General features: G+C 46.5%; 18 protein-coding genes. 15 read left to right on the top strand and 3 right to left on the bottom strand.

Annotated features, from left to right (window positions below):
- Positions 1-17: 17 nt before the first annotated feature.
- The 15 genes from mutS to murJ all read left to right on the top strand — a co-directional run bounded on the left by mutS (position 18) and on the right by murJ (position 18,499).
- The gene (mutS, locus tag LKE40_02035) at positions 18-2,705 is read left to right on the top strand and encodes a DNA mismatch repair protein MutS (GenBank protein ID MCH3916262.1); all 2,688 of its coding nucleotides are present in this window, start codon (positions 18-20) and stop codon (positions 2,703-2,705) included.
- Positions 2,680-3,288, top strand: a complete 609-nt coding sequence (locus LKE40_02030; GenBank protein ID MCH3916261.1) for a hypothetical protein — start codon at positions 2,680-2,682, stop codon at positions 3,286-3,288. The genes mutS and LKE40_02030 overlap by 26 nt, the downstream gene beginning before the upstream one ends.
- Positions 3,289-3,489: 201 nt before the next feature.
- Positions 3,490-3,957: a ribosome assembly cofactor RimP gene (locus LKE40_02025; GenBank protein MCH3916260.1), complete on the top strand. Its 468-nt coding sequence runs from the start codon at positions 3,490-3,492 to the stop codon at positions 3,955-3,957.
- Positions 3,947-5,551: a transcription termination factor NusA gene (nusA, locus tag LKE40_02020; GenBank protein ID MCH3916259.1), complete on the top strand. Its 1,605-nt coding sequence runs from the start codon at positions 3,947-3,949 to the stop codon at positions 5,549-5,551. The genes LKE40_02025 and nusA overlap by 11 nt, the downstream gene beginning before the upstream one ends.
- 9 nt (positions 5,552-5,560) lie before the next feature.
- Entirely contained in the window at positions 5,561-8,320 is a 2,760-nt protein-coding gene (gene infB, locus LKE40_02015) for a translation initiation factor IF-2 (protein MCH3916258.1), read from the top strand.
- Complete coding sequence (rbfA, locus tag LKE40_02010; protein ID MCH3916257.1) at positions 8,292-8,648, top strand: 30S ribosome-binding factor RbfA; 357 nt, start codon at positions 8,292-8,294, stop codon at positions 8,646-8,648. The genes infB and rbfA overlap by 29 nt, the downstream gene beginning before the upstream one ends.
- On the top strand, positions 8,638-9,543 hold the full coding sequence (truB, locus tag LKE40_02005; protein ID MCH3916256.1) for a tRNA pseudouridine(55) synthase TruB: 906 nt from the start codon (positions 8,638-8,640) through the stop codon (positions 9,541-9,543). The genes rbfA and truB overlap by 11 nt, the downstream gene beginning before the upstream one ends.
- A 2-nt stretch (positions 9,544-9,545) precedes the next feature.
- Positions 9,546-10,352, top strand: a complete 807-nt coding sequence (locus tag LKE40_02000; protein MCH3916255.1) for an FAD synthetase family protein — start codon at positions 9,546-9,548, stop codon at positions 10,350-10,352.
- A gap of 4 nt (positions 10,353-10,356) precedes the next feature.
- Entirely contained in the window at positions 10,357-10,623 is a 267-nt protein-coding gene (gene rpsO / locus LKE40_01995) for a 30S ribosomal protein S15 (GenBank protein ID MCH3916254.1), read from the top strand.
- A gap of 323 nt (positions 10,624-10,946) precedes the next feature.
- Positions 10,947-13,073 (top strand): polyribonucleotide nucleotidyltransferase, encoded by a 2,127-nt coding sequence (gene pnp / locus LKE40_01990; protein ID MCH3916253.1) that lies wholly within the window; start codon positions 10,947-10,949, stop codon positions 13,071-13,073.
- Complete coding sequence (gene dut / locus LKE40_01985) at positions 13,073-13,513, top strand: dUTP diphosphatase (GenBank protein ID MCH3916252.1); 441 nt, start codon at positions 13,073-13,075, stop codon at positions 13,511-13,513. The genes pnp and dut overlap by 1 nt, the downstream gene beginning before the upstream one ends.
- Positions 13,479-14,777, top strand: a complete 1,299-nt coding sequence (locus LKE40_01980; GenBank protein ID MCH3916251.1) for an LptF/LptG family permease — start codon at positions 13,479-13,481, stop codon at positions 14,775-14,777. The genes dut and LKE40_01980 overlap by 35 nt, the downstream gene beginning before the upstream one ends.
- A complete protein-coding gene (locus LKE40_01975; protein ID MCH3916250.1) occupies positions 14,774-15,853 on the top strand; it encodes an LptF/LptG family permease in 1,080 nt (359 codons plus the stop codon). The genes LKE40_01980 and LKE40_01975 overlap by 4 nt, the downstream gene beginning before the upstream one ends.
- On the top strand, positions 15,850-16,983 hold the full coding sequence (gene tgt / locus LKE40_01970; GenBank protein MCH3916249.1) for a tRNA guanosine(34) transglycosylase Tgt: 1,134 nt from the start codon (positions 15,850-15,852) through the stop codon (positions 16,981-16,983). Before LKE40_01975 ends, tgt begins: the two co-directional genes overlap by 4 nt.
- Entirely contained in the window at positions 16,931-18,499 is a 1,569-nt protein-coding gene (gene murJ / locus LKE40_01965) for a murein biosynthesis integral membrane protein MurJ (GenBank protein MCH3916248.1), read from the top strand. The genes tgt and murJ overlap by 53 nt, the downstream gene beginning before the upstream one ends.
- Before the next feature lie 79 nt (positions 18,500-18,578).
- Here the strand turns inward: murJ and LKE40_01960 are convergent, their stop codons facing one another.
- The 3 genes from LKE40_01960 to LKE40_01950 all read right to left on the bottom strand — a co-directional run bounded on the left by LKE40_01960 (position 18,579) and on the right by LKE40_01950 (position 24,149).
- A complete protein-coding gene (locus tag LKE40_01960; protein ID MCH3916247.1) occupies positions 18,579-20,267 on the bottom strand; it encodes an oleate hydratase in 1,689 nt (562 codons plus the stop codon).
- A 134-nt stretch (positions 20,268-20,401) separates the two neighbouring features.
- The gene (locus LKE40_01955; protein MCH3916246.1) at positions 20,402-20,971 is read right to left on the bottom strand and encodes a TetR family transcriptional regulator C-terminal domain-containing protein; all 570 of its coding nucleotides are present in this window, start codon (positions 20,969-20,971) and stop codon (positions 20,402-20,404) included.
- Between the two features lie 451 nt (positions 20,972-21,422).
- Positions 21,423-24,149 (bottom strand): GreA/GreB family elongation factor, encoded by a 2,727-nt coding sequence (locus LKE40_01950; protein MCH3916245.1) that lies wholly within the window; start codon positions 24,147-24,149, stop codon positions 21,423-21,425.
- Positions 24,150-24,285 lie beyond the last annotated feature (136 nt).

Here is a 24,285-nt window from a genome sequence, read left to right as displayed (position 1 = left end):
GTTGCTATACTTTGCACATGGCTAAAGAGAAAGAAACACCCATGATGGTCCAATACAGGACAATCAAGGAACAGAACAAGGACAAGATACTTTTTTTCCGTCTTGGTGATTTCTACGAAATGTTTGAGGATGATGCAATTGAAGTATCAAGATTGCTCAATCTGACGTTGACGAGTAGGGCTCAGGTACCTATGTGCGGCATCCCTTACCATGCTGCAAAGTCCTATATAAAGCGCTTGCTGGATGAAGGAAAAAAAATTGCAATATGTGAGCAATTGGAATTGTCAAATGATGCACGGCAATTGGCAAAAAGGGAAGTTATCCAAGTAATTACACCTGCAACGGTAGTTGATGATGATTTCCTCAATTCGAAGGAAAGCAGTTATCTTGCCTGCATAAAGCTTGACCGCCGTTACATACGGCTTGCCTATAGTGATATCACCAGCGGTGAATTCTGTCTCCAGAGCATTGGCTGTGAAAGTGACTATGCCTCTTTGAGGTCTTTTCTTGCTTCGCTGGCTCCCAAGGAAATACTTGTAGATGATGATGACTATTTCGTATATCCTGAATTTGCCAAAGTCATTGACGAAACCCAGAAGATGGTAACCAAGCTTTCTTCCCAGCAGTTTCAGCACCGTCGTTCATTCAAGCTCCTATGCGACCAATTCGGAATCTCGAATCTGACGGTGTTCGGAATTGAAGATGCTGAACCTGCAATCGGCGTCGCAGGAGCATTGCTGTACTACCTGCAGCAGACAGCCATGAGTTCCCTCAAGCAGATAGCAGGATATACGCTGAAAACCAATTCTTCTTCACTTAAAATCGATGCATCCAGTTTCCGAAGCCTTGAGATACTCCAGAATACCCAGGATGGTGGAAAATCCAATACGCTTTTTGCAACGGTTGACAGGACGCTTACCAGCGGAGGCTCACGTCTGTTGAAGAAGTGGCTTGCAAATCCATTGCGTGACAAAGGAAGATTGGAAGAACGTCAGGATTGGGTGCAATATTTTGTTGAACATAAGGAAGAAAGGGAACGTATACGTACCATATTGTCAAAAGTCTTGGATCTGGTGCGCCTTACTTCCCGCATTACGATGCGGCGGAACAGTCCTGCTGATCTGCTTGGCATAAGCCGTACTGCATCGGCATTCTTTGACCTCATTACGAAAGATTGGACTACTTATGGCAAGCTTGTAGATGCCAGCAGATTGGAAACAGATGAGACAAGTGGCCTTTCCAGCATAGGGGAGCAGGGCCTGGAGCAGCTGCTTGCCTTGGTAGACGAAATCAACCGGGCGATAAGGGAAGACGTCCAAGGACTGTTCCAGGAAGGTCTGGTTATCAAGGATGGTTATGACGGCAAGTTGGACGAACTGAGGCATATCAGGGGAAACAGTGCCCATGTGCTTGATGAGTATATGGACAGGCTCAAAGAGCAGATGGGCATAGAAAAAGTCAAGCTTGGGCAGAACCGGATTATCGGACATTATGTTGAGATAAGCAAGGCAAATGTATCAAAGGTTCCCGATGACCTGATACGTAAGCAGACCCTTGTAAATGCAGAACGATATACCAGCAGGGAACTTATGGAAATGGATCAGCAGATCCTTCAGGGAAGCTTTGCTGCCGAAGAAAGGGAAAAGCAGGTATACAAAGCTCTTGTCGAACGATGTGCCGATGCCCACGACCTGCTTCTTGCCTTGGGCAATACGCTCAGCCGGATAGACGTGCTGCAGGCCTTGGCCACGGTTGCCGTTGAACTCAATTACTGCAGGCCGGTTTTTGCGGAAGAAGATTCCCTCTGTATCAAGGACGGACGGCATGCCGTAGTGGAAAAACAACTTGGACCAGGAGTATTCGTTGCAAATTCCCTGGAGTTTACAGAAGATTCAAAGCGTTTTGCACTGATTACCGGACCGAACATGGCAGGTAAATCGACCTATCTGAGACAATGTGCCCTGATCATCATACTGGCACAAGTCGGCAGCTTTGTCCCTGCTGCTGCCTGTAGCCTGTCATTGGTAGACAAGCTGTTCTGTAGGGTAGGAGCTTCAGACAACCTTGCAAGAGGTGAATCTACGTTCATGGTAGAGATGCAGGAAGCTGCCCGCATATTGCGGACTGCTACCAGGAAATCCTTCGTCATCATGGATGAGATAGGGCGGGGTACAAGTACGCAGGATGGCATGAGCCTTGCATTTGCTTTCATGAATTATCTGGTAGGACTCGGGGCAAAGTGCCTGTTTGCTACGCACTACCATGAGCTGACACTTCTCGATACCTCGAAGGTGCAGCTGAAGACCCTGCAGGTAGAGGAACAGGGTAAGCAGGTAATCTTTGTCCGAAAGGTCATCGATGGCATCGCTACATCTTCCTATGGACTTCATGTGGCCAAGCTTGCCGGTGTCCCGGCTTCGATCTTGAAGGACGCTTCCCGTTTCCAGAGGAAATATTTCAGCAGCTATGTGATGGGTTCAATGGATATGGACCTTTTTTCGAGTTTCCTGCTTGATGAAATGGACAAGAAGGAACAGGTACAGGAAACTGATATTCCTGATTTTTCTCCAATACTTGATGAGATTGCTTCCTTCGACTTGGAACATGCCACACCGATGCAGGCAATGCTCTTTGTGCAGAAGCTGAAGGATGAGATCGGCAAGGAGGAAAGAGAAAAGGATGGATTGGGGATGCAGCCTCTGTAAAAGACCTTGTGACCAGCTGCTGTGCAGGGAATGCAATGCCAGGCTTTTTTCGGATTTTACTCTCCGTGAGGAAGATGGCATATACTATGGTTGGCACTATGAAGGTCTTGTCAGCATTCTGATGACAGCATGGAAATCAGGAGGCAACAGGAACCTTTCTTCTGTTTTTGTTTCTGCATTACGCCGACTGCTTGAAGCCCTTCCTGCGGAAAGTTCCCCACATCCAGGCTGGATGATCATTCCGATTCCCTGCAGCAGGGCAGGACGACGGAAAAGGGGCTTTGACCAGATGGCAGATATTGCAGGCTTGCTTGAAAAGGCGGATGGCAATCATTTTGCAGCAGTGCATCTGCTGAGAAGGAAATGCCGACCCGAACGCTTTGGTGGAAAGAATCATGATGATACGGTTGATTTGTTTGAACTGAGAAAAGTAGGAAAGGCCGATACATTGTCCAGGCTTGGATGGAAAGCTATCCTTGTTGACGATATCGTAGTCACAGGTACATCCTGTGTCCAGGCACGCACATTGGTTGCAGCACAGTTGCATGAGTTGCCGGAATGTGTCTGCCTGGCTGGGAATTGAATTGCAGGAACCAGGGGGCCATGATTTCTGTGCAATACCACTTGACAAGGAACTGTCAATCGTCTACTCTGAGCGCGTTAATGAAGATTAACTGTTTGGGGACCTCCGAAAGGTCCCCTTATTATTGGTCTTTTTTTATGAGGAAAGGTATCATTGAGAAATAGTATAACGACAACACCACTTTATCAGGAGTTTCAGCCGATGGTTGAACAATTGGGCATGGAGATAGTTGATATCAATGCCTCAGATACTCCGGTTGCTTATAGCATGCATGTCACCATCATTTTGAAGGCCGGCGAAACCGGCGTTGATGATTGTGCCACGGTGCATAACCTGATCAAGACGCGGATGGAAGCAAAACTTCCTTCCGGTAAGGACCTGCAGCTTGAAGTATCAACTCCAGGCTTGCAGCGAGTATTGCATGATGCCCATGAATTTTCTCTGTTCAAAGGGAAAAGGGTACGTGTTTTTCTTCCTGCCGGCAAGGTGTGGCTGTCCGGCATTATACTTGCAACGGAAGAAAAAAAAGTAATTTTGACCGATTGCAGGACAAGTGATGGACAGCCAATGAAGTCTGATGATGATTCTGATGATATGGAAATCTTCTTTGACTCAATCCAGAAAGCTAAGTTAGAATATATTTGGGAGGATAGATCACATGGGAACTGATCTGAGCAATGCCATCAATTCGATGATAGAAGAGAAAGGGATCTCGAAGGATCTGGTTCTGGCAACCATAGAAAACTTTCTCAAGGCTGCATATAAACGTAAATATGGAACTGATGAAAATGCAGTCGTCAAGTTCAGTGATGACTTGAATACTGTTGAATTGTTTGCACGGAAAGAAATAGTTGATGACGACAACTACTATGAGGAAATGTTTGAAATCCCTATTGAAGAAGCAAAGAAACTTGATGCAGACTGTGAAGTAGGTGATGTGCTCCTCATTCCCATTGATATCGACAGGGAATTTGACAGAATCAGTGTACAGAGTGCAAAGCAGAAAGCACACCAGGATTTCCGTGATATCCAGAAGGATGCCATCTACAGTGAATTCAAGACAAAGGAAGGCCAGCTGATCATTGGCTATTTCAACAGACAGGTCAGAGGTGATATCTTTGTGGATATCGGCAGCACTGAAGGCATACTTCCCAGGCGGTTCCAATCTCCGCGTGAAAGTTACCAGCAGGATGAGAAGATAAAGTGCTATGTAGAAAAAGTCGAGAAAGGGGACAGAGGTGTCAGGGTCATCCTTTCCAGGACAAGCCCTGAACTTGTCCGTCAGCTTTTTGAACTTGAAGTCCCGGAAATTGCCAATCATCAGATTGAGATCAAGGCAATTGCCAGGGAAGCCGGAATCCGATGTAAGGTTGCCGTTGCTTCAAACAATATTGATATTGACCCGGTAGGAGCCTGCGTCGGACTGAAAGGCAACAGGATCCAGACAGTCATCAATGAACTGGAAGGGGAAAAGATTGACATTCTTCATTTTGATCCGAACCCAGTGAATTTCATCAAGAATGCCCTTTCTCCTGCACAGGTCCAGGATGTGATCATCCTTGACCGATTGACCTACAGTGCTGTAGCAATCGTAGATGAAAGCCAGCTGTCCCTTGCTATCGGCAGAGGCGGAACCAATGTCAAGCTGGCAAAGAAACTGTGTGATTGGAAGATTGATGTCAAGACTCCGGAACAGTTCAATGACTTGGAGTTGACCGATGTCGCAAGGCAGAAGGCAGAATCCTTGTTTGCACCGGCCTTTGATGATGAACAGCTTGTTGCCGGCGATGAACAGATGGAGCAGCAACCTCAGGAAGAAAAACAAGAAGTCGGAGAAACTGATGATCTTGTCCCTGCCGGTAGGGTTGAGGAAGGTCAGGAAAGCGGTATCGATGAGGATGAGCTCGAACTTGCATCACTTCCGATTGATAAGAATCTTGTGATGAAGCTGCAGTTCCATGATATATATACAGTAGAAGAGTATGTCAATCTTACACCGAATGACTTTGCACAGTTCGGTGATTTTACACAGGAGGATTTGGATAGCATCCAGTCTGTGATTGAACAATATGTAGATATCGTCGATGAAGAAGAGGAAACCGAACAGGTCGAATACAAGTGCCCGAATTGCGGTTATACCATTACCCCTGACATGACCGAATGCCCCAATTGTGGTACTGGACTTGCCTTTGAAACCATTGAGGACACCAAGGAAGAAGATGAAGCGGTGGACCATGATACTGAGACCGAAGATGAGGAATAAGCGAAATAAATGAGTGAAGTAAAAAAACCAACATTGATCAAACAACCAAAAACTACTACAGCCAATGATGAAGCAAAGTCACGGCCGGAACGCAAGAAGGTTGTGAGGGTCAAGAAAAAAGTAATCATAGTCAAGTCACAACCTGTCAAACCTTCCAAATTTGTGCAACCGGATACCGGCACGGGGACTGCTGCTACTTCGCAGCAGAGGAATGTGACGGAGTCTGAACCTAAGAAACAGAAAGACAAGGCAGCCAAGGAATTTGAAGGAAAGACCATAGCCGGCAACAGTGTCGTCAGACCTGGATTGGGCAAACCAATTACGAGAAAAGGTATTTCACCTCTTCACAATGGGCCAGTCATCATTCGGTCCAAGAATCTGCCTCCTGTGCCGAACCAAGGCCAGACTGCAAAGGACCATGCCGAATGGCAAAGCAAGAATCCTGGAGTCATTGAACAGGAAATGCCGGTTCCTTCCCAAGGTCCTAGGATTGCTGGGACCGTAGGTGGCAAACCTGCACCGGGTTCACGGCCTACCCGTACATATAACCGTAATAACAATTACAATGGTGGCGGCCGTAATTTTTCAGGTAACAGCAGGAGCGGTGGTTACAACAACCGTGGAGGCTATAATGCCGGCGGACGTCCATCTACAGGCTTTGGTTCCAATAACAGGCCCGGCGGAGGATACGCTGGCAGGTCCGGTGGGGGATATGCCGGCAGACCTGGCGGAGGATATGCTGGTGGCAGACCTGGTTCCAATAATAGACCGGGTGGCGGTTTCAGGCCTCGGACTGGAGGCAGTAACAATGGTACGTCTGACCGGCCTATGGTTGACACAGGGAAGACCCAAAAGCGTTCCCAGAACCGTAACAGCAAGAAAAACTATCAGAAGCGTGATGCCAAGATGGAGAAGGAGTTCCAGATCCAGAGGAAGCGGGAACAGGTTGCAGCCAAGCTTGCAGCAGTTCCAAAATCCATTGACATGATGGAATCCATCACTGTTGCTGACCTTGCAAAGAAAATGAATCTCAAGGCTACGGATATCATTTCCAAGCTCTTTTCAATGGGACAGATGGTAACGATCAACCAGATGATTGACCATGAGACTGCAGAGATTATTGCAAGTGAGTATAATTGTGAAGTCCATCTTGTTTCCTTGTACGATGAGACAATCATTGAATCGGATAAGGATACGAAGGAAGATCTTAAGCCCAGAGCACCGATCGTAACCATAATGGGTCACGTTGACCATGGTAAAACGAAATTGCTCGATGCAATACGGTCTACCAATGTTGCCGGAGGCGAATTCGGAGGAATCACCCAGCATATCGGTGCATATAAGGTCAACCTCAAGGACAGGGGCAATATCGTATTCCTGGATACTCCCGGACATGCTGCTTTCACGATGATGAGGGCCCGTGGTGCACAGGTTACTGACATTGTCGTCCTCGTCGTAGCCGCAAATGACGGCGTCATGCCGCAGACACGTGAGGCAATCGATCATGCCAGGGCCGCAAAAGTACCTATCATCGTTGCAATCAACAAATGCGACCTTCCCGAGGCTAATCCTGAGAGGGTCATGCAGCAGCTTTCCGATCTTGGACTGATGCCGGAAGAGTGGGGTGGCCAGACACTGTACTGCAAGATTTCTGCCTTGAAGAAGCAAGGTATTGATGAATTGCTTGATACCATCCTGCTGGAAAGTGAGATTCTGGAACTGAAGGCAAACCCTGATTGCAGGGCAGAAGGTAAAGTCCTTGAGTCAAGGATTGACCAGGGGCGTGGTACAGTAGCTACGGTATTGATCCAACGTGGTACGTTGCATCAAGGTGATTACTACGTCGCAGGTATCTATCCTGGGCGAGTACGAGCCATGTTCAATGATACCGGCAAGAAGATTTCAGAAGCAGGACCTTCCTCTCCTGTCGAAATCATCGGCCTGAGCAATATTCCAAGTGCTGGTGATCCCTTCCAGGTGACGGAAGATGAAAGACAGGCAAGGATGGTAGGAGCCAAGAGGCAGGAACTGCAGAAGCTCGGCACCATGGCAAGTGAGAACAAGTTTACCTTGCAGAATATGTACTCGAAGATCAAGGAAGGCAACATGAAGGAATTCAACGTCATAATCAAAGGTGACGTACAGGGTTCCGTTGAAGCTCTTCAGGGATCTTTGGAAAAACTGTCCAACAATGAAATCAAGCTGAATGTCATACGTGCAAGTGCCGGCGCTATCATTGAAAGTGATATTACGCTTGCATCTGCTTCCGATGCTTTGGTCATTGGCTTCAATGTACGGCCTACGCCTCGAGCACAGGCTTTGGCAGACCAGGAAAAGGTTGAAATCCGCAAGTATAACATCATCTATGATGTCGTGGATGACGTGACCGCTGCAATGGCCGGCCTGCTTTCGCCTGTCATCAAGGAAGTTGATATCGGTAAGGTTGAAGTACGGGATACCTTCAAGGTGCCTAAGATCGGTATAATTGCCGGTTGTTATGTCACGGAAGGCAAGGTAAAACGCAATAGTTTGGTCAGGGTCATCAGAGACAATATCCAGATTTCAAAGGATCTGATCAAGTTGACCAGTCTCAAGCGTTTCAAGGATGATGCCAAGGAAGTTGCCGTTGGATTTGAATGTGGTATCGGACTTGAGAATTTCCAGGACATCAAGGTCGGAGATATATTTGAGATTGTAGAAACCCAGGAAGTCGCCAGGAATCTGGAAGAGGTAAAGCAGGATGAGTCAGTACAGTCAGGACAGGATTGAAACTAAGATTTCTCAGGTAATCAGTACCCTTATCGTCAATGGTGAGATCAAGAACAGAAAGGTAAATTCCCTTTGTTCTGTAAGCAAGGTTTCCTTATCCCATGACAATTCCTATGCCACGGTGTATATTTCTTCTTTTCTTGAGGACTCTGTGCTCAAGAAAAGTGTTGAGGGATTGCAGAGTGCAGCACCCTTTATCCAGGGAAAGCTGGGCCATCTGCTTGGTACGAAGAATACTCCCAGACTGACATTCAAGATGGATACGTCCTATCGGGATGCCCAGAAAATCAACAATTTGATTGACTCTTTGGTCCAAGATGGGAAATAGGGCTTCTGTGCTCCTGATTGACAAGAAATGTGGCTTGACCAGTTTTCAGTCGTTGGGAGCAATAAAAAGGAAAACTGGCGGCAAGGTAGGGCATTGCGGGACGCTGGACAAATTTGCCGAAGGGCTTATGATCGTACTCACCGGACCGTTGACGAAACTTAACGGGCTTTTCTCTGGTTTGGACAAGGGGTATACGGCTACGATCAGATTCGGAGAAGAGACTGATACGCTTGATCCCGAAGGCGAGGTCGTGGCAACAGCACCTGTTCCTCAGCTGTCCTGCATAAAGCAGGCAATTCAGGAACATTTTTCTGGTTCCATTCTTCAGGCTCCGCCGCAGTATTCTGCCATCCATGTCAATGGCAGGCGTGCTTACGCATTGGCAAGGGAAGGCAAACAGGTTGAAATGAAGCAGAGGCCGGTCTATATCCGTTCCTTTGAGATTTTGTCTTGGGACGGAAAGGACCTTTCCTGCCATCTCGAGGTTTCAAAAGGGACCTATATCCGTTCCATTGCACGGGACCTTGCCCTCAGCTGTGGAAGCAGAGGGCATCTGGTTGCATTGCGGCGGACTTCCATAGGTCCCTATACGGTTGATGAAGCTGTAGCTGGAGATGATGATGAAGGTATTTCCCGTCTTGCATCTCAGAGGGATTCTTTGTTGCTGAGGCTCAAGGGAGTAGTTTCCTGTACGATTCCTGACAAGGCCTTCCTTTCGTTGATGTCCAGTGGAAAAAGGCCCGACAAATCAGAACTTACAGTTGATTGCACTTCTGCCTGTGATTTCCGTTATGGATTGCTGTATACTTCAGATGGGTTGCTGAAGGCTGTCATTGAATTTGATGCAGGAGGCAACTGTACTAAGGTTATTGCCCGTATACCGCAGGAGAACTAGCAATGGAGAGGATTTCTTTTACTGAATTTACAGCGGGCAGACCATTGGAATCCTTCCATGCCAATCTTACCATCGGTGTGTTTGACGGAGTGCACCGAGGACATATTTCTATCCTTTCACATTGCCTTGAAAATCGAAGGAAGGATACATTGGCACTTGTCATGACTTTCAATGTCAATCCCAAGATGCTGTGTGGTACGATGAAAAGACGTTTACCGTTGACGACACAGGAACAACGTAGCCGGATATTTGAGAAACTTGGTTTTGATAAGGAGATAGTAATTGACTTTTCTCCTGAATTCAGTAAACTTAGCGCAGACAGGTTCCTTGATTCAGTTTTTGCTTCGGTAAAGGTGGACAAGGTGATCGTCGGAGAGGATTTCCGATGCGGTGAACCCACTACGTCTTATGGGGCTTCTCAGCTGCGGGAATATCTGCTTCGAAAGTATCCTGCTACTGTTCTGGTTGTTCCTCCTGCAGTCCTTGATTGCAAGGGAAAGGTCATCAGCAGCAGCATGGTCAGAAAACAACTTGTCGAGGGCAGACTGGACATTGTCCGGGAATTGCTCGGCAGACCGTATTTGCTGGACTTGGGGTCAACACCCTCCCATGTTTCCGGTAGCTGTCTGTATTATAAAAGAGAAGAGTTGAAACAGTTGCTTCCCCGGCAGGGTCTGTATGATGCCAGGGTAGCAGGAAACAGCGAGCCTGTAAGCGTCAGAATTGATGCCCATGTGCTTGAAGTTGACACTGAGGATACGTTTCTCTTGCAAAAAAATGGACTGGAATTAATCCAGCCGAAGGGGTAACAAGATGATTACAAAGGAACAGAAGGCTGAAATCATAGCCAAGTTCGGTGAATCTGCCACTAATACCGGCAGTACAAGGGTCCAGATTGCATTGTTGACAGCCCGTATCAATGATTTGCAAGGCCATTTCAAGCAGAATCCGAAAGACCACGCCAGCAGAAGAGGTCTGTTGCAGATGGTTGGTCAGCGAAGAAGGCTGTTGCGCTATCTCAACAAAACGGATATTACTGCTTACAGGGCTCTTCTGCAGGAACTGAACCTCAGAAAATAGTTTCTTCTGTAAATTGCATGACACCTGCTTTATACAGGTGTCTCTTTTTTGGCTTTAGCCTTTCCAAAGAAATATATCGGTCATTTTATTTCCTGATAGCAAGGACTCCCTGTGGAATGTTGTTGAAAACATGTTTCAGACCTTGCATGAAACAAAGGATTCTGTGATAATTAGGTCTGCAATGAAAATTGCATAATCTCAATTACTTTCTGATAGTTCCTTCCTATTGGATTTTCTTTAGGAGTTTTTCGCTGTGAGGAAGCCTGCTATGGAAAATTATAATAGGGTTGAAAGAAACTATTGGAAAGGCAAAGGAACAATACATGTTTGAAACAAAGACTTCACGTGTTCGCATCGGTAATGACGAACTGATCTTTGAAACGGGAAAAATTGCCAAGCAAGCCAATGGTGCAGTCTATGCACGCTATGCAGGAAGCGCAGTCGTTGCAACGGTCTGCTGTGGCCCAGCTCCTACAGAGGCTCTCGATTATGTTCCCCTTTCCGTGGAATACAATGAAAAATTCTATGCTGCCGGGAAAATTCCCGGAGGTTATCTCAAGAGAGAAGCTAGACCGAAAGACAAGGAGATTTTGGTAAGCCGTCTGATTGACCGTCCAATGAGACCCTTGTTTGACAAGGCATTTGGCCGTGAGATCCAGGTAATTCCTACGGTTGTCTCGACCGATCAGATCAATTGTCCTGATATCATTGCCATCAACGCAGCTTCTGCGGCTGTAACGATAAGTGATATTCCCTTTGATGGTCCTATTGCAGCTGTAAGGATGGCCAAGGTCGATGGAGAACTTGTTGTCAACCCGACTTTCCAGCAGATTGAAAAAGCTGAAATGGATATCGTAGTTGCCGGAACTATGGTCGGTATCACGATGGTTGAAGGCGGGGCAAAGGAAGTAAGCGAAGAGACCATGCTTGAAGCAATTGCCAAGGCTCATCCTGTCATCAAGCAGATCTGCCAGGCACAGCTTGAACTGAAGGAACTTGCAGGCAAGGAAAAACTTCCGGTATTCCATGAAGACATCGATATGAGTTGGATTGAGCCGGTAAGGGCTGCTGCATATCCCTTGGTTGAAGTAGCTTCGTTCGTAAAAGGAAAGCAGAAGCGCTATGCAGCCTTGGAAAAGGTGCATGAGCAGATCAACAGTGAATATGCACAGGTCATCGCAGAAGATCCCAAGAGACCTGCCCAGATGGCTGCAATGTATGATGAACTGGAATATACCATATTGCGTAAGTCTATCCTTGACAAAGGGGTAAGGACTGATGGAAGGAAAGTGACGGAAATCCGTCCCATTACCTGTGAAGTAGGTGTTCTTCCCAAGACCCATGGTTCTGCATTGTTTACCCGTGGTGAAACACAGTCTTTGGCAACTACCACACTCGGAACTGCCAGTGATGAACAGATGTTTGATGATATTGATGGAGCAAAAACTTTTTCTTCCTTCATGCTGCATTATAACTTTCCTCCGTACAGCGTAGGAGAAACAGGCAGACTGACCACCGGAAGAAGGGAAATCGGCCATGGACATCTTGCACAGAGGGCTTTGCAGGCTGTGGTTCCTTCAAAGGAAACATTCCCGTACACCATCCGTGTCGTTTCCGATATCATGGAAAGCAACGGTTCTTCTTCAATGGCCAGTGTCTGCGGCGGCTGCCTGTCTCTCATGGATGCAGGTGTTCCCATCAAGAAGCCTGTTGCAGGTGTTGCCATGGGTCTGATTACTGAAGGAGCTGATTATTCCAAGTATGTCATTCTTTCCGATATCCTTGGTGAAGAAGACCATTTGGGTGATATGGATTTCAAGGTAACCGGTACTGAAGATGGTATCACGGCTTTCCAGATGGATATCAAGATTGCTGGTGTTACTCCTGAGATCATGAGCAAGGCACTTGCCCAGGCAAAGGAAGGTAGACTGCATATCCTTGGTATCATGAAAAAAGCAATTGCTGCACCTAGGACTGAAGTCAATGAAAACGCACCGAAGATTCTTACCATGAAGGTGGCTGAAGAAAAAATAGGTGCAGTCATCGGTACAGGTGGAAAGACCATCAAGGGAATTGCGGCACAGAGTGGTGCCGAAGTCAATATTTCAGATGACGGAACCATCACCATCTACGGACCGAACAGCAAGGCTGCAAAGGCTGCACGTGACCTGGTCAATCAGATAATCGAGGAGCCAGAAGTCGGCCGCATCTATAATGGAACGGTAAAGCGTATCATGGATTTCGGTGCTTTCATTGAAATCCTTCCAGGCAAGGAAGGTCTGTGTCATATTTCCAAGCTTTCAAAGAAGCGTGTCAACAACGTTGAGGATGTGCTGAAAGTCGGACAGGAAATTCCTGTCAAACTGATTGAAATTGACAGACAAAACAGGTTGAATCTTTCTTACATAGATGCTTTGATGGATTTGGAAAAGAAGGACGATAAGAACTGATGGCAGTGATTACCATACCAGTATGTACAGAGGATAGGGTTTCCCTTCCTCTGCAGGCTACGGCCCTCAGTGCAGGTGCTGACTTGAGGGCTCATCTTGACGGTGAGCTCATCATCAAACCGATGGAACGTGTATTGGTCCCTACAGGACTGAAGCTTTCCATTCCTGAGGGTTTTGAAGCACAGGTAAGGCCACGTAGCGGACTTGCTATCCGCAATGGAATTACGGTTCTCAATGCACCGGGTACCATCGATGCCGACTATAGGGGAGAGGTCAAGGTAATTCTGATAAACCTAGGGAATGAGACTTTTCACCTGAATGACGGAGATCGGATTGCGCAGCTGGTCATTGTACCCGTCTGTCAGGTTTCATTCAAGGCCGTTGCGACTTTGGATGTTACCGAGCGTGGGGAAGGTGGCTTCGGTTCCACTGGAGTATGAGTTGTTGCAACGGGGAAAAGCAGAGTATTCTTTGGCAAGATACTATGTGAGCAGGCAATATCTGCTTTCTTTCTGTGCAGCATTTGTTTTTTTCTTTATGATTTTCTTTGTCAATCAGATTCTGCTTCTTGCCAAGCAGATTCCGATGAACAAGATTGCCCCTGATTCCTTGTTTACATTGGTCTTGCTGGCTATTCCTCAGTTCCTTCTTTATACCTTTCCTTTTGCAACCCTTACCGGGGCATCGATGGTAATCGGAGAATTTACCAGCACGAATGAGATTCTTGCTCTTCGGTCTGTCGGCTATTCGCTCAGGCGCATCTACGCTCCGATCATCTGCATTTCCATCGTCCTATCGTGTACTACTTTTCTTGTTGCAGATATGTTGCTTCCGTATTCTGCCGTACAGTATCGCAAGCTTTATACTCATCTGATGTCTTCTCTGCCGACACTGGAAGTGAAAAGCAACAGTAGCAATTCCATCGGTGATGTAATCATTTCAAATGGACATGTTGAGGGACAGACGATCAATGACCTTGTCATCATGCAGAAGCAATCGAATGGGGATGACCAATTGTTGGGGGCTGCAAAAGGGACCCTTGCATTGGTTGATCCTCTCAATTTCATCTACATGCTGGATCTCGAGAACCCGAACCTGATGGTTACCAGAAAAAACAGCTTGGAAGACTGGAGTGTGGCAAAGGGAAAACATGCGAGGCTTTTCCTTGATTTTTCTTCCCAAGTCCCCTCAATGGGAACGAATGCACCAAGTAACCTCAGTACGGTCGATCTGCTTGCAAAGATACGTAAGAACAGCAAAGCTTTGCAAGAAGACGTGCAGGATTGGAGAAAAGATCTGAGGCAAGCATCGGATGAACTTGCTTTCGGACTTTCTGATGCTGCCACAGGAAGGAAACAACTTGTATCTGACTACCAGCATTTCAAATCTTTGGGTAAAAAACGACCTGAGGACTTTTATCTGCAATACTTCAGGGCTGAACTTCAAAAAAAATTTGCACTTTCTGCTGCTTGTTTCTTCTTGGTATTCATTGCTTTCCCCCTGAGTTTCGTAAAGTTCAGGCATGGGAGGCTTCTTGGTTTTGCCATCTCTATGTTGGTTGCAGTCAGTTATTGGTATTTGCTTTTCTTTGCCCAGCTCCAAGTCTTTTCCCATATGGTAAATCCTCTTTTTTGGATTTGGATGCCGAATGCGCTTATGTTTGTCTTGGCAATGGTTTTGCTCAAGATACGGAGGATGACATGAAGTTGCTGGACCGTCATATTGTCTCTTCCATACTCAGGATACTGATACTGTCCGTACTGTTATGTACCCTGATGCTCATGTCAGTTGATTTGTTTTCAAAACTTGATTCTTATGTTTCCCATGATGTGGGAAAACTTCAGATTGTCTGGGCAACTTTGCTTTATGCCCCGCAGGCTTTCATGTTGGTATTGCCTCCGGCCATCTTGTTTACTCTGACGTTTTTCCTGTCACAGCTCTATGCAAACAATGAGATGATTGCCTTGATGGGAAGTGGTTTTTCGCTACCCAGGATACTGGCACCTATCTTGATTTTGTCAATGGTCATTTCTGTCAGTACCTTTTTCTTCAATGAGTTTGTTGTTCTTCCGACGACTGTTGATCATCAACAGTATGTTGATGGACTGTTCAAGACTACCCAGAACTTTGACAATCGGAATATTACGCTTATGGATGAATCCCAAGGCTATATCCTCTATGCCAGGCGATATGTTGAGCGTGACAGAAGTCTTCGGGATACCACCTTGGTCTTCAAGGACAGTCAGGGAAAAATTTCCAGACGGGTAGATGCTGACAGGGCAATTTTCTCGGACGGTGTGTGGGAATTCAAGAATGCATTGGTATCGACACCTGAGGCAGGAAAACTTCCAAGAGTACGCATGGATAGTTTTTCAGATAACCGTGTGACATTGGCGCCAAATCTCTTCCGTAATAATTCTACGGACATAGCTACTATGGGAATCAATCTTGCAATCCGATACCTCGGGCAACTTCATCGGGTAGACATTGAATCATGGTGGGAGCAGGCAACGACCTTCTATGATCGTCTGTCTACACCCTTGACTGTCCTCGTCATGGCTTGGATAGCCTGTCTGATCGATTATAGGAACAGACGTAATGTTTTTCTTTTTTCTATCTTCAGTTCAATTCTTATTGCCATTGTCTACTATGTAGGCAAGATGCTTCTGCAGATTCTGTCTCGTCAAGGTGTCATTTCACCTGGCTGGGGTGTCATGATTCCTTATTTTGTGGTATGCTTCCTACCGCTTCTATTCAAGTTTGACAGGAATAAAACATGAGTGAACTTATTTATAAAAAGATACATCAGGATGCTGGTTCCCATGCCAGGCTAGGGCAGGTTACGCTGGGCCATGGCGTCGTACAGACACCTGCCTTCATGCCGGTCGGCACAAATGGAACGGTAAAAGGCATCTACCATGACAAAGTAAAGCAGATTGGCTATAACCTTATCTTGGCAAATACCTATCATCTGTATCTTCGTCCCGGAACTGAAGTCCTTGATAGTTTTTCCGGCTTGCATAATTTTTCCAATTGGCAGGGTAACATACTTACTGACAGCGGTGGATTTCAGGTGTTTTCACTTTCGAACCTGCGTAAGATAAAAGAAAGCGGCGTACAGTTCCAGTCTCACATTGACGGTTCCCGACATGTCTTTACTCCTGAAAAAGTCATCAATGTCCAGAAAAGCATCGGATCAGATATCTGCATGGTATTGGATGTCTGTACACCTCCGAATATAACCTACAAGGCTGCAAAGGAAGCTATGGACATCACGCATAGCTGGGCTCAGAGATCCCAACATCAAGCCGAAGAACTTGGAGAAGACTTTCATGGCAAGCTGTTCGGTATCGTACAGGGCAATTTCTACAAGGATTTACGCAAAGAAAGCGCTGAGTTCATTTCTTCCCTTGACTTCCCCGGTATTGCTATCGGTGGGCTGTCGGTAGGTGAGGAAAAAAGCAAGTTCCTTGACTACTTGGCTTATACGGCATCTTACATCGATGAGGCAAAACCGAGATACGTGATGGGCATCGGTTCTCCGGATTACATTCTGGCTGCAGTGGAGAACGGTATTGATCTTTTTGATTGTGTACTTGCAACCAGAATGGCAAGAAACGGTGCAGTCTTTACCGATGATGGCATCGTAACGCTGAAGAAGGCAATACACACCTTCGACCATGGACCGTTGCAGGAGGGATGTACATGTGAAGCTTGTACCCATTATTCACGGGCTTACCTGCATCATTTGGTCAAGACTGGGGAAATGTTGGCCGGCATGCTTGCAACGGAACATAATCTGACCTATCTTTATCATTTTATGGAACGTATACGTCAGGCAATCAGGGAAGACCGATTTGCCCAATTCAAGCGAGATTATCTTGAAAGATTCTACGGTACAGGAAAATAGCAGGCATAGTTTTCAGGTAATGGCCTGTACGCTGGCATCGAGATTGCTGGGCATCATAAAAGCGAGGGCCCTTACTGCTGCTTTCGGTGCAGGGGCTGTTGCAGATGTCATCAATGTCGCTTATTTTTTCCCGAACAGCCTGAGGAAACTTTTTGCTGAGGGTGCTGCTGATGCTGCTTTCATACCTGGTTTTTCAACTATGGACAGCAAAAAGGACCGCAGCAGGCTACTTTCTCTTATCGTATCATTTCAGGCAGGTCTTTTCCTTCTGCTTGTCGGCATCACGTATCTGTTCCGTTATGATATTTTTGGTTTTATCAGTGATTTCAAAGGTGAAAGCCTGAGACTCGGTGGAAACCTGCTACCGGCTTTTATGCTTTTTCTTGCGTTTCTTTCAATTGCAACAGTTTTCTGGGGATTGCTGAAGTGTGATAGGAAGTTTTTACTTGCTTCCTTGTCTCCCTTGTTTTGTTCCATAGCAATAATCCTTTGCCTTACTTTCCTTTCTGATACGCTTGGCGCATTCAGCATGGCGCTAGGTACTGTCATCGGCTCGTTGCTTCAGATGGCTTATTGTATCATATTGACGGTCAGGTTCGGTTATTCCTTTCACTTGTCCCTTGCATTCAGGGATCCTGATTTCCTGAAAGTGCTGAAGGCTTGGTTGATCATCATCCTTTCTTCGGCTATAACAATCCTTTCCCAGCAATATTCACAATATTTGGCAAGCAGTCTTGCAGAAGGGAGTGCTACTGCCTATGCCAACGGTATCATCTTTTTTTCGGTACCGTATGGCATCATTTTCAACGGTATAGTTGCCGTAGCTTTCACTGAGCTTTCCGATGCCCATTCTCATGGTCAGGCTGACCGGTTCAGCTTTCATCTTTCCTATGCGATCAACGGTCTTGTTGCCTGCTTGGTTCCCAGTGCCTTGGTACTTGGATTCCTTAGCAAGGAAGTCATTGCCTGCATACTGCAGACAGGCCGTTTTACCTACGCAGATACCCAGTTGACATCAGGGGTATTGATCCAGTTGATGGCAGGTATCGTCATCGTTGCATTGAAAGCCTGCATGTACAGGACCATGTTGGCAAAGAGAGAAGTCAACAAGACTTTGTCTTTGACCATAATAGAAGCATTGCTTGATATTTTTCTCAGCTGGCTGTTGGTTGGCAAGTATCATTCGGTGGAAGTCCTTCCGATAGCGGGTAACCTGAGTGCTTTTGTCATGCTGATGATTTACATCGGCCTGTTGAAAAACGACATGCAGGGTAAAAGGATTCTTGCTTCAGGTCTGAAAGTCATTCTCGCCAATTTGCCTTTGCTCTTTGTCTTGCTTCTGTATGCCCATCAGGACTTTACGTGGTTCCAATCGGGCTCGACAGGACGGAATCTTCTCTATCTTTGCCTGTGCATGCTTTTGCTGGGCATCCTGGTATTGTTCAGCTATCATATTGCAGGTATTCCAGTCATTGATTTCCTTAAGGCTGGCGGCAGAAGGCATCAGGAAAAATAAAGTGGTCGTTACAAAAGTTTAGGAAAGCGAGAGACGACCCGATCAAACCGACCGGGTCGCTTTTTCCATTAGCAGGAAACTACAGCAACTTGCTGACCTCAAGATTTCCAAGTTGAGAAAGCAGGGCTGACAACGGCACATCCTTCATTCCGAGACAAGTCTTCGCCGCATTGGCAAGAACGCGTACATCATACCTGCAGGGATAGACTTCCTCGACAGGCTTCTCCAATCCAAGCAACCCATAGACTGCCATCATGGCGGATCTGACGGAGTACTCCACCGTAAATACGCAGTCACGGGGGACTTCGGCAAACTGGCCGAGGAACCCGAAGTTCCTGCTTCCATTCGGAATGACCGCAGGCCGGTCTCCATGGACACGGGGCATGAACTGGGAAGTAATGTATGGCATCATCGCCGGAATCACGTTGACGGTATGGGAAAGGATTTCAGGAATCCGGTCCTTAAGTCCCATATGGTACAGCAGTTCCTCGAACATCTCTTTTCCGGTACATTCCTCATAGGTCTTCTTGACATATGTCCCCGGCACATCAAGGTGGAGCGCATAGGCCCATAGTACCTTCACATCATCAGGCTGATTGATGAAATGAGGATGCTTGGGCACTACCCAGCTCATCAACCAAGGAGAATCCTTGATGGTGACCAACCCGCCTATTCCCGGCTTGTCTTTGGTAAGTTTCTCGAGGTAGGGGAACACGATGTCATCGTCGCGCAGCGTTACAGTGAAACTCATCCATTTTGATTTGTCGATATCGGAGCAGAACACGTCAGGATGGCCAAAATCGGGAGACTTTGCTGCGAGATTCTTCCATACTGAGAAGCATCCCTTGTCCTCCGAACGGTTGAGCATGGCAGGAACATCCAAGCTTCCGCGTTCGGTGTTCTGGGTCATGGATCCGTTGGTGAACAGGACGAGATCATCAGGGCCTACGGAAGTATACCTGTCCTTTCCGTCCTTGATGAAGGAGAAACCCTTTGCAGTCTTCCTGTCGTCGGAAAAATCGAAGTCGATGTCGGTCACGGTACAGCCGAAGTCAAAACATACTCCATTCTTGCGTAGCCATGTCAGCAATGGAAGGATAAGGGAATCATACTGGTTGTATTCCGTATGGAGGATCCCCTTAAGCTGATTCATGCCTCCGATCAGATGCATGAACCGTTCCATATATCGTTTTACCTCAACGACGCTGTGCCAAGGTTCGAAGGCAAACATCGTAGCCCAGAAATACCAGAAGTTGGTCTGGAAGAATCCGGGGGAGAAGAACTGCTCCACAGTAGTTGCCCCCAAGGTCTCTTCCGTAAGGGCATGTAGCCTGGACAGTTCGAGGACGTTTTCTGGACGCAGTCCGAACGAGGAGAAATCGGCTGGAACTCCTTGTTTCTCTACCAAACGGCAATGGGACTCGATGGGTTCCTCAAGGTTGAGCGCCCTGAATTCATCAAGTACGCTGGAAGAAGGATCCGTCAAGGAGGGTATGAAGGAGAAAAGGTCGCAGAAGCATTCGAAATGAGATTCGATCTCCCGTCCGCCCCTTGCAGTATACCCGGTTTCCGCGTTTCCGGCTCCGTCCATGGATCCGCCTATGCGGTCCAACTGCTCGACGATGTGGATGTTGTTGCCCGGCATATGGGCGTCATGTATCAGGAAGGCAGCCGCAGAAAGGGAGCCTATGCCGCCTCCCAGCAGATACGCGTGTCGTTTCTCGATGCCCTTGGGAGCTTTGGGGTTTATTCGTTCATAGTTGTTCATGGTTGTTTCATTTCCTATTCATTCTTGTATTTCAAAGGCCTTTGCATAGCTGAATGTAGTCCGTAGTTCCCGTGAATACAATGAACAACATAGCGATTCCGTGTTTGATTTACACAGATGCAGCTATCTGTGTCTCAGAATGGCTGATCGGCATAACGTTCCAGCAGGCTGACAATGCTTCCGCTCAACATCCGGTCTATGCGGCGGACCATGCGTTCTGGATCTTCCATGAGGTTGTCCTTCAACCAGGCGACGAAGACACCTACCAAGGCATCGGCATAGAACTCACAGCACTCGCTCTTGAGATTTCCGGATACCTGCACCGTACGGGAAATGTCCTCGACCACTGCATGGAGCAGGTGAAAGAACACCCGATGGAGGAAATCCTCCAGCAAGTCACGGCCTATGGAATGAAAGGTATTCAAGCAGACGATGCGGTTGTCGAGGGTATAGTCAAGCACCAGTCTGAGTCCTTTCTGCCAATCCTGAAGCGTACAGTACTGCTCCAGTCCATCTATGACTTCCCTGTCATAGATCCACCCGAGCAGATCATAGACGTTGCGGAAATGATTGTAGAATGTATGGCGCGTCAACCCGCAGTCCTCGGTGATCATCTGCACATGGATGCTGTCGATGGGCATGACCTTCATCAGACGCTTCAGGGAATTCGCCATGGCCTGCTGGGTGATCATAGCTGTCGACATACGACCTCCGCCTTTTCCTCATGACGGGTGAAAAGGTAAATTTGTGCTGACAGAATTGAAATATTCATGAAATACAGTCTAGTAGAAAAAGGCCATCATGTGAAGGAAGGAACTGCTTGCTTGATCCCTACATGGTTCTCACAGCGGAGGTTGCCGGCCTTGAGTACATTTGGAACGAAATGAATCCGGTAGGGTACATGGACTTGCAGGCGGAACCAGAAAATCGGAGAACACGGTAATGATCCACTGATTTGATTCAAATCCTGATATGTTGTGTGTACAGGTTTTGTGTTTTTTCTCTTTTATGGAAAAGTGGACGATGTCGTCGGAAGACAGAAAAAGCAGGCCATCATACTTCAATTGTATCCATGGTCTGCTTTTCCATCTGTTTCGGGCCTATCCAAAACTTACTTTTGCAACAGCCCTTTGCAAACATTAGTAGGAACCTGTATCAGATCGCTGCTTCTATTTTCAATACAGAAAAATCGTATTCGGTTTCATTGATGGTGAACTTGAGCGTTTCCCCGACCTTGTGGTTCAGCATGTGCTGTCCCAGCGGAGCAACCATGTTTATCACATTGTTGTTCGGGTCGGATTCCCAAGGTCCCATTACCGTGTACACGACATCTTTGTCTTTCAGGTTGTCATGCAACGTCACGCGGGTACCGAACTCAATGATGTCGCCTTTTACCATTTCAGGCTTTACTACCTGGGCACGGTCCAATTCACCTGAAAGTTTCTGAAGTTGTGCACTGAGGAATCTTTGCCGTTCTTTGCCATACTTGTATTCACTGTTTTCCCGCAAGTCACCCATTTCCCTTGCAATGCCGATTTCCTTTGAATTCTCAGGAATCTGGACATGCTGCAGGTCATACATTTCAGCCTTTTTCTTGTCAAGGCTGGCCTGCAGGCAGAACAAACCGGTCGGGATGATCTTTGTCCTGTCCGGAAGCGGAGCTTCGTCTGAGAAATCAAATCCTGGATACTTGGTAGATATCTGGTGCTTGACCTCAATCTTCCGTCCGCTTTGGGCAGCATCCAACGGAAGGTCAGCAATGAGGGAATAAACCATCTTTGCCTGATCTTCATCACCGTTTTCAATGTAGTTATACACAGTCTTTGATTCAAACAGATACGATGAAAGGATCTTGGCATTCTTGCGGTTTTCTGTGACATTGCTCTTGTTGCTGATGCACTTGAGAGCATAGTCAAGATGCTGGATGGCAGCAAAGAGCATCTGCTCTTCACTTATACCGGCCTTTGCCCATTCCTTGGGTGGATATTCCTTATGGAGATAAATGAACACATTGCCCATATCACGTACCTGATCGACGCTCTGCCGGAAGATCTTTGTAAAGTCCTTGGTCTTCCTATGTGTCCTGAAGGCATTCGGAATGGTGTTATTGAGGAAGTAAGGGAAAATATCCAGAAGGGTCTTTTCCCAATCAGGATCACACTCTTCCACATGTTTGATGAAACACTTCTTCAGCTCGTTGTCCTTGATATTGCAGAAAAGTTCTATCTTATTGTCAATTCTTGAATACAGGGCTTCAAATGGTAGCCCATCAGGCAATTTTATGAAACTCATGTTGTAGGCATTGTAAAGCAGTTCAAGCTGCATGTAACTGGAAACGATGGTATCAGTTACATCATTCAAGGCAAGCGCAGTTCCATCACTGTTCGTGATGAAGCTGTAGAAATAAGCTACCATTTCAAGGAAGGAATCGGATTCGACATCACCCTTGTTAAGAATGAATTCCCTCATATCCTTGACTTTGTCATAGAAGTATTTTTCACCCTTGAAGATATTGAGTTGCTTTTCCTCGTAGGTGATAGGCGTTGACCGCAGGATAAAGACATCAGGATCATTGGGACTGACACCGAAAAGAGGATCACTCATGAGCATTTTCTTTGCTTCATTACTCCAGTTTGTCCATTCACGTGGAGTAAGCAAATCCGGAACCAGTTCTGCTTTCATTTCCTTCAGAGAAGCCTTGTCACCGTTGCTTGACATGAGGATATTGAGTCCCCAGTTTACATCTGAGATGAATTTCTTGCTTAGCTTTTCCTTGCTAAGGGCACTTTTCAAGACCCAGATATGTGACTTTGACAAAGCTTGGAGACTACGGAAAGCCATTGATGTAGTCATCTGTGAACCAGCCGTTCCTTTCTGTCCGGCAAAGTCAACGATGACCTTTTTCTCATCGATGCTCCGTATGCGGCCGATTCTGCCGGTACTTTTCTGGAAAACGAAAGTTCCTCTGTCGAAAGCGATATCTGTTTCAAAGTCTTCGATGGCATGCAGGATATCCTTGCTGCCACGGGTATCCAACTTGCTGTGGACCAGACAGGTATTCAATCTGCCATGGTCAGAATATTTTTTCTTATAGGCTTCGATGAGGTTTTTCCTGGCTCCTTGGTCTTCATGTGCAAAGGTAAGTATTTTCTTATAGATGGTGATTGACTTGTCAACATCATCCCTGTACTGCGGCTGCAGGTCGTTGAGCAATGCAACAGCATAGCTCTTGCCGACACGTGATGCGACACGGTCACAAAGACTCATCATATAGGAAAATTCCCCAGGTAATTTCTCAATAAGCAGAGGGAAGTTTGCCTTGATGGATACAGAATCCTTATTGTTGATGAAGCGGTTGATACCTTTCTTCAGATAGGCAATTCCTTCTTCTTCATGTCCTGCTGCAAATTCGAGCTTTGCAAGGTTCATGACAATGGTCGTTTCTTCAAAATCTACTTTTACAAGTCTGCGCCATAAGGCAATTTTTTCGTCTTCCTTACCTTGCGCTTCACATGATTGGGCAAAGAAACGCAGCGCATGCTTGCTTTCGTTCTTTGCAAGTACTTTTGCGCATAGGTAATCGACGATCTGCCATTGCTGCACCTGCACGAAGGAAGAGATAAGATCCAGGAAATTGAAGTTGTCTTCCTGGGGTCTGGTCCGGAGTGAAATAATGCCGGACAAATAACGCGCGACTACACTGTTCGGGACAATTTTTTCAACATGTTCGTCGCACATGGCCTTGGCTTCATACAGGTCTTCTTCATTGAATGTATCAATCTTCTTGTCCAGTTCATCAAAGTAATCGGGTGTATAGCGAAGCATACGAGCAGGTGACCAATTTTCTTCAGCCAACAAGACTTGCAGATCATTCAGTTCCATATTTTCCTCCCAAAAAAACAAAAAATGAAACGCAAAAAAAACGAGCAACAATTGAAAAGATGCTCGATGAGTATGACAATTCCATATTTGTAGTTTCATGGTAAACCTTTTGGGTACATTTTGCAAGTATGGATCA

This window comes from Spirochaetia bacterium (genome assembly GCA_022482625.1).
Taxonomy (GTDB): Bacteria; Spirochaetota; Spirochaetia; order Sphaerochaetales; family Sphaerochaetaceae; genus Pleomorphochaeta.
The sequence above is the reverse complement of the archived record's forward strand: the minus strand, read 5'-3'. Positions and strand labels throughout refer to the sequence as shown.

What these genes read in the sequence shown, in the direction of transcription:
- LKE40_01955 (MCH3916246.1), bottom strand. Translation starts at nt 20,971, where the DNA reads ATGTCGACAGCTATGATCACCCAGCAGGCCATGGCGAATTCCCTGAAG.
- rbfA (MCH3916257.1), top strand. Translation starts at nt 8,292, where the DNA reads ATGAGTCAGTACAGTCAGGACAGGATTGAAACTAAGATTTCTCAGGTA.
- LKE40_01975 (MCH3916250.1), top strand. Translation starts at nt 14,774, where the DNA reads ATGAAGTTGCTGGACCGTCATATTGTCTCTTCCATACTCAGGATACTG.
- tgt (MCH3916249.1), top strand. Translation starts at nt 15,850, where the DNA reads ATGAGTGAACTTATTTATAAAAAGATACATCAGGATGCTGGTTCCCAT.
- infB (MCH3916258.1), top strand. Translation starts at nt 5,561, where the DNA reads ATGAGTGAAGTAAAAAAACCAACATTGATCAAACAACCAAAAACTACT.
- pnp (MCH3916253.1), top strand. Translation starts at nt 10,947, where the DNA reads ATGTTTGAAACAAAGACTTCACGTGTTCGCATCGGTAATGACGAACTG.
- LKE40_02025 (MCH3916260.1), top strand. Translation starts at nt 3,490, where the DNA reads ATGGTTGAACAATTGGGCATGGAGATAGTTGATATCAATGCCTCAGAT.
- LKE40_01960 (MCH3916247.1), bottom strand. Translation starts at nt 20,267, where the DNA reads ATGAACAACTATGAACGAATAAACCCCAAAGCTCCCAAGGGCATCGAG.
- rpsO (MCH3916254.1), top strand. Translation starts at nt 10,357, where the DNA reads ATGATTACAAAGGAACAGAAGGCTGAAATCATAGCCAAGTTCGGTGAA.
- LKE40_01950 (MCH3916245.1), bottom strand. Translation starts at nt 24,149, where the DNA reads ATGGAACTGAATGATCTGCAAGTCTTGTTGGCTGAAGAAAATTGGTCA.
- LKE40_02030 (MCH3916261.1), top strand. Translation starts at nt 2,680, where the DNA reads ATGGATTGGGGATGCAGCCTCTGTAAAAGACCTTGTGACCAGCTGCTG.
- nusA (MCH3916259.1), top strand. Translation starts at nt 3,947, where the DNA reads ATGGGAACTGATCTGAGCAATGCCATCAATTCGATGATAGAAGAGAAA.
- LKE40_02000 (MCH3916255.1), top strand. Translation starts at nt 9,546, where the DNA reads ATGGAGAGGATTTCTTTTACTGAATTTACAGCGGGCAGACCATTGGAA.
- dut (MCH3916252.1), top strand. Translation starts at nt 13,073, where the DNA reads ATGGCAGTGATTACCATACCAGTATGTACAGAGGATAGGGTTTCCCTT.
- mutS (MCH3916262.1), top strand. Translation starts at nt 18, where the DNA reads ATGGCTAAAGAGAAAGAAACACCCATGATGGTCCAATACAGGACAATC.
- truB (MCH3916256.1), top strand. Translation starts at nt 8,638, where the DNA reads ATGGGAAATAGGGCTTCTGTGCTCCTGATTGACAAGAAATGTGGCTTG.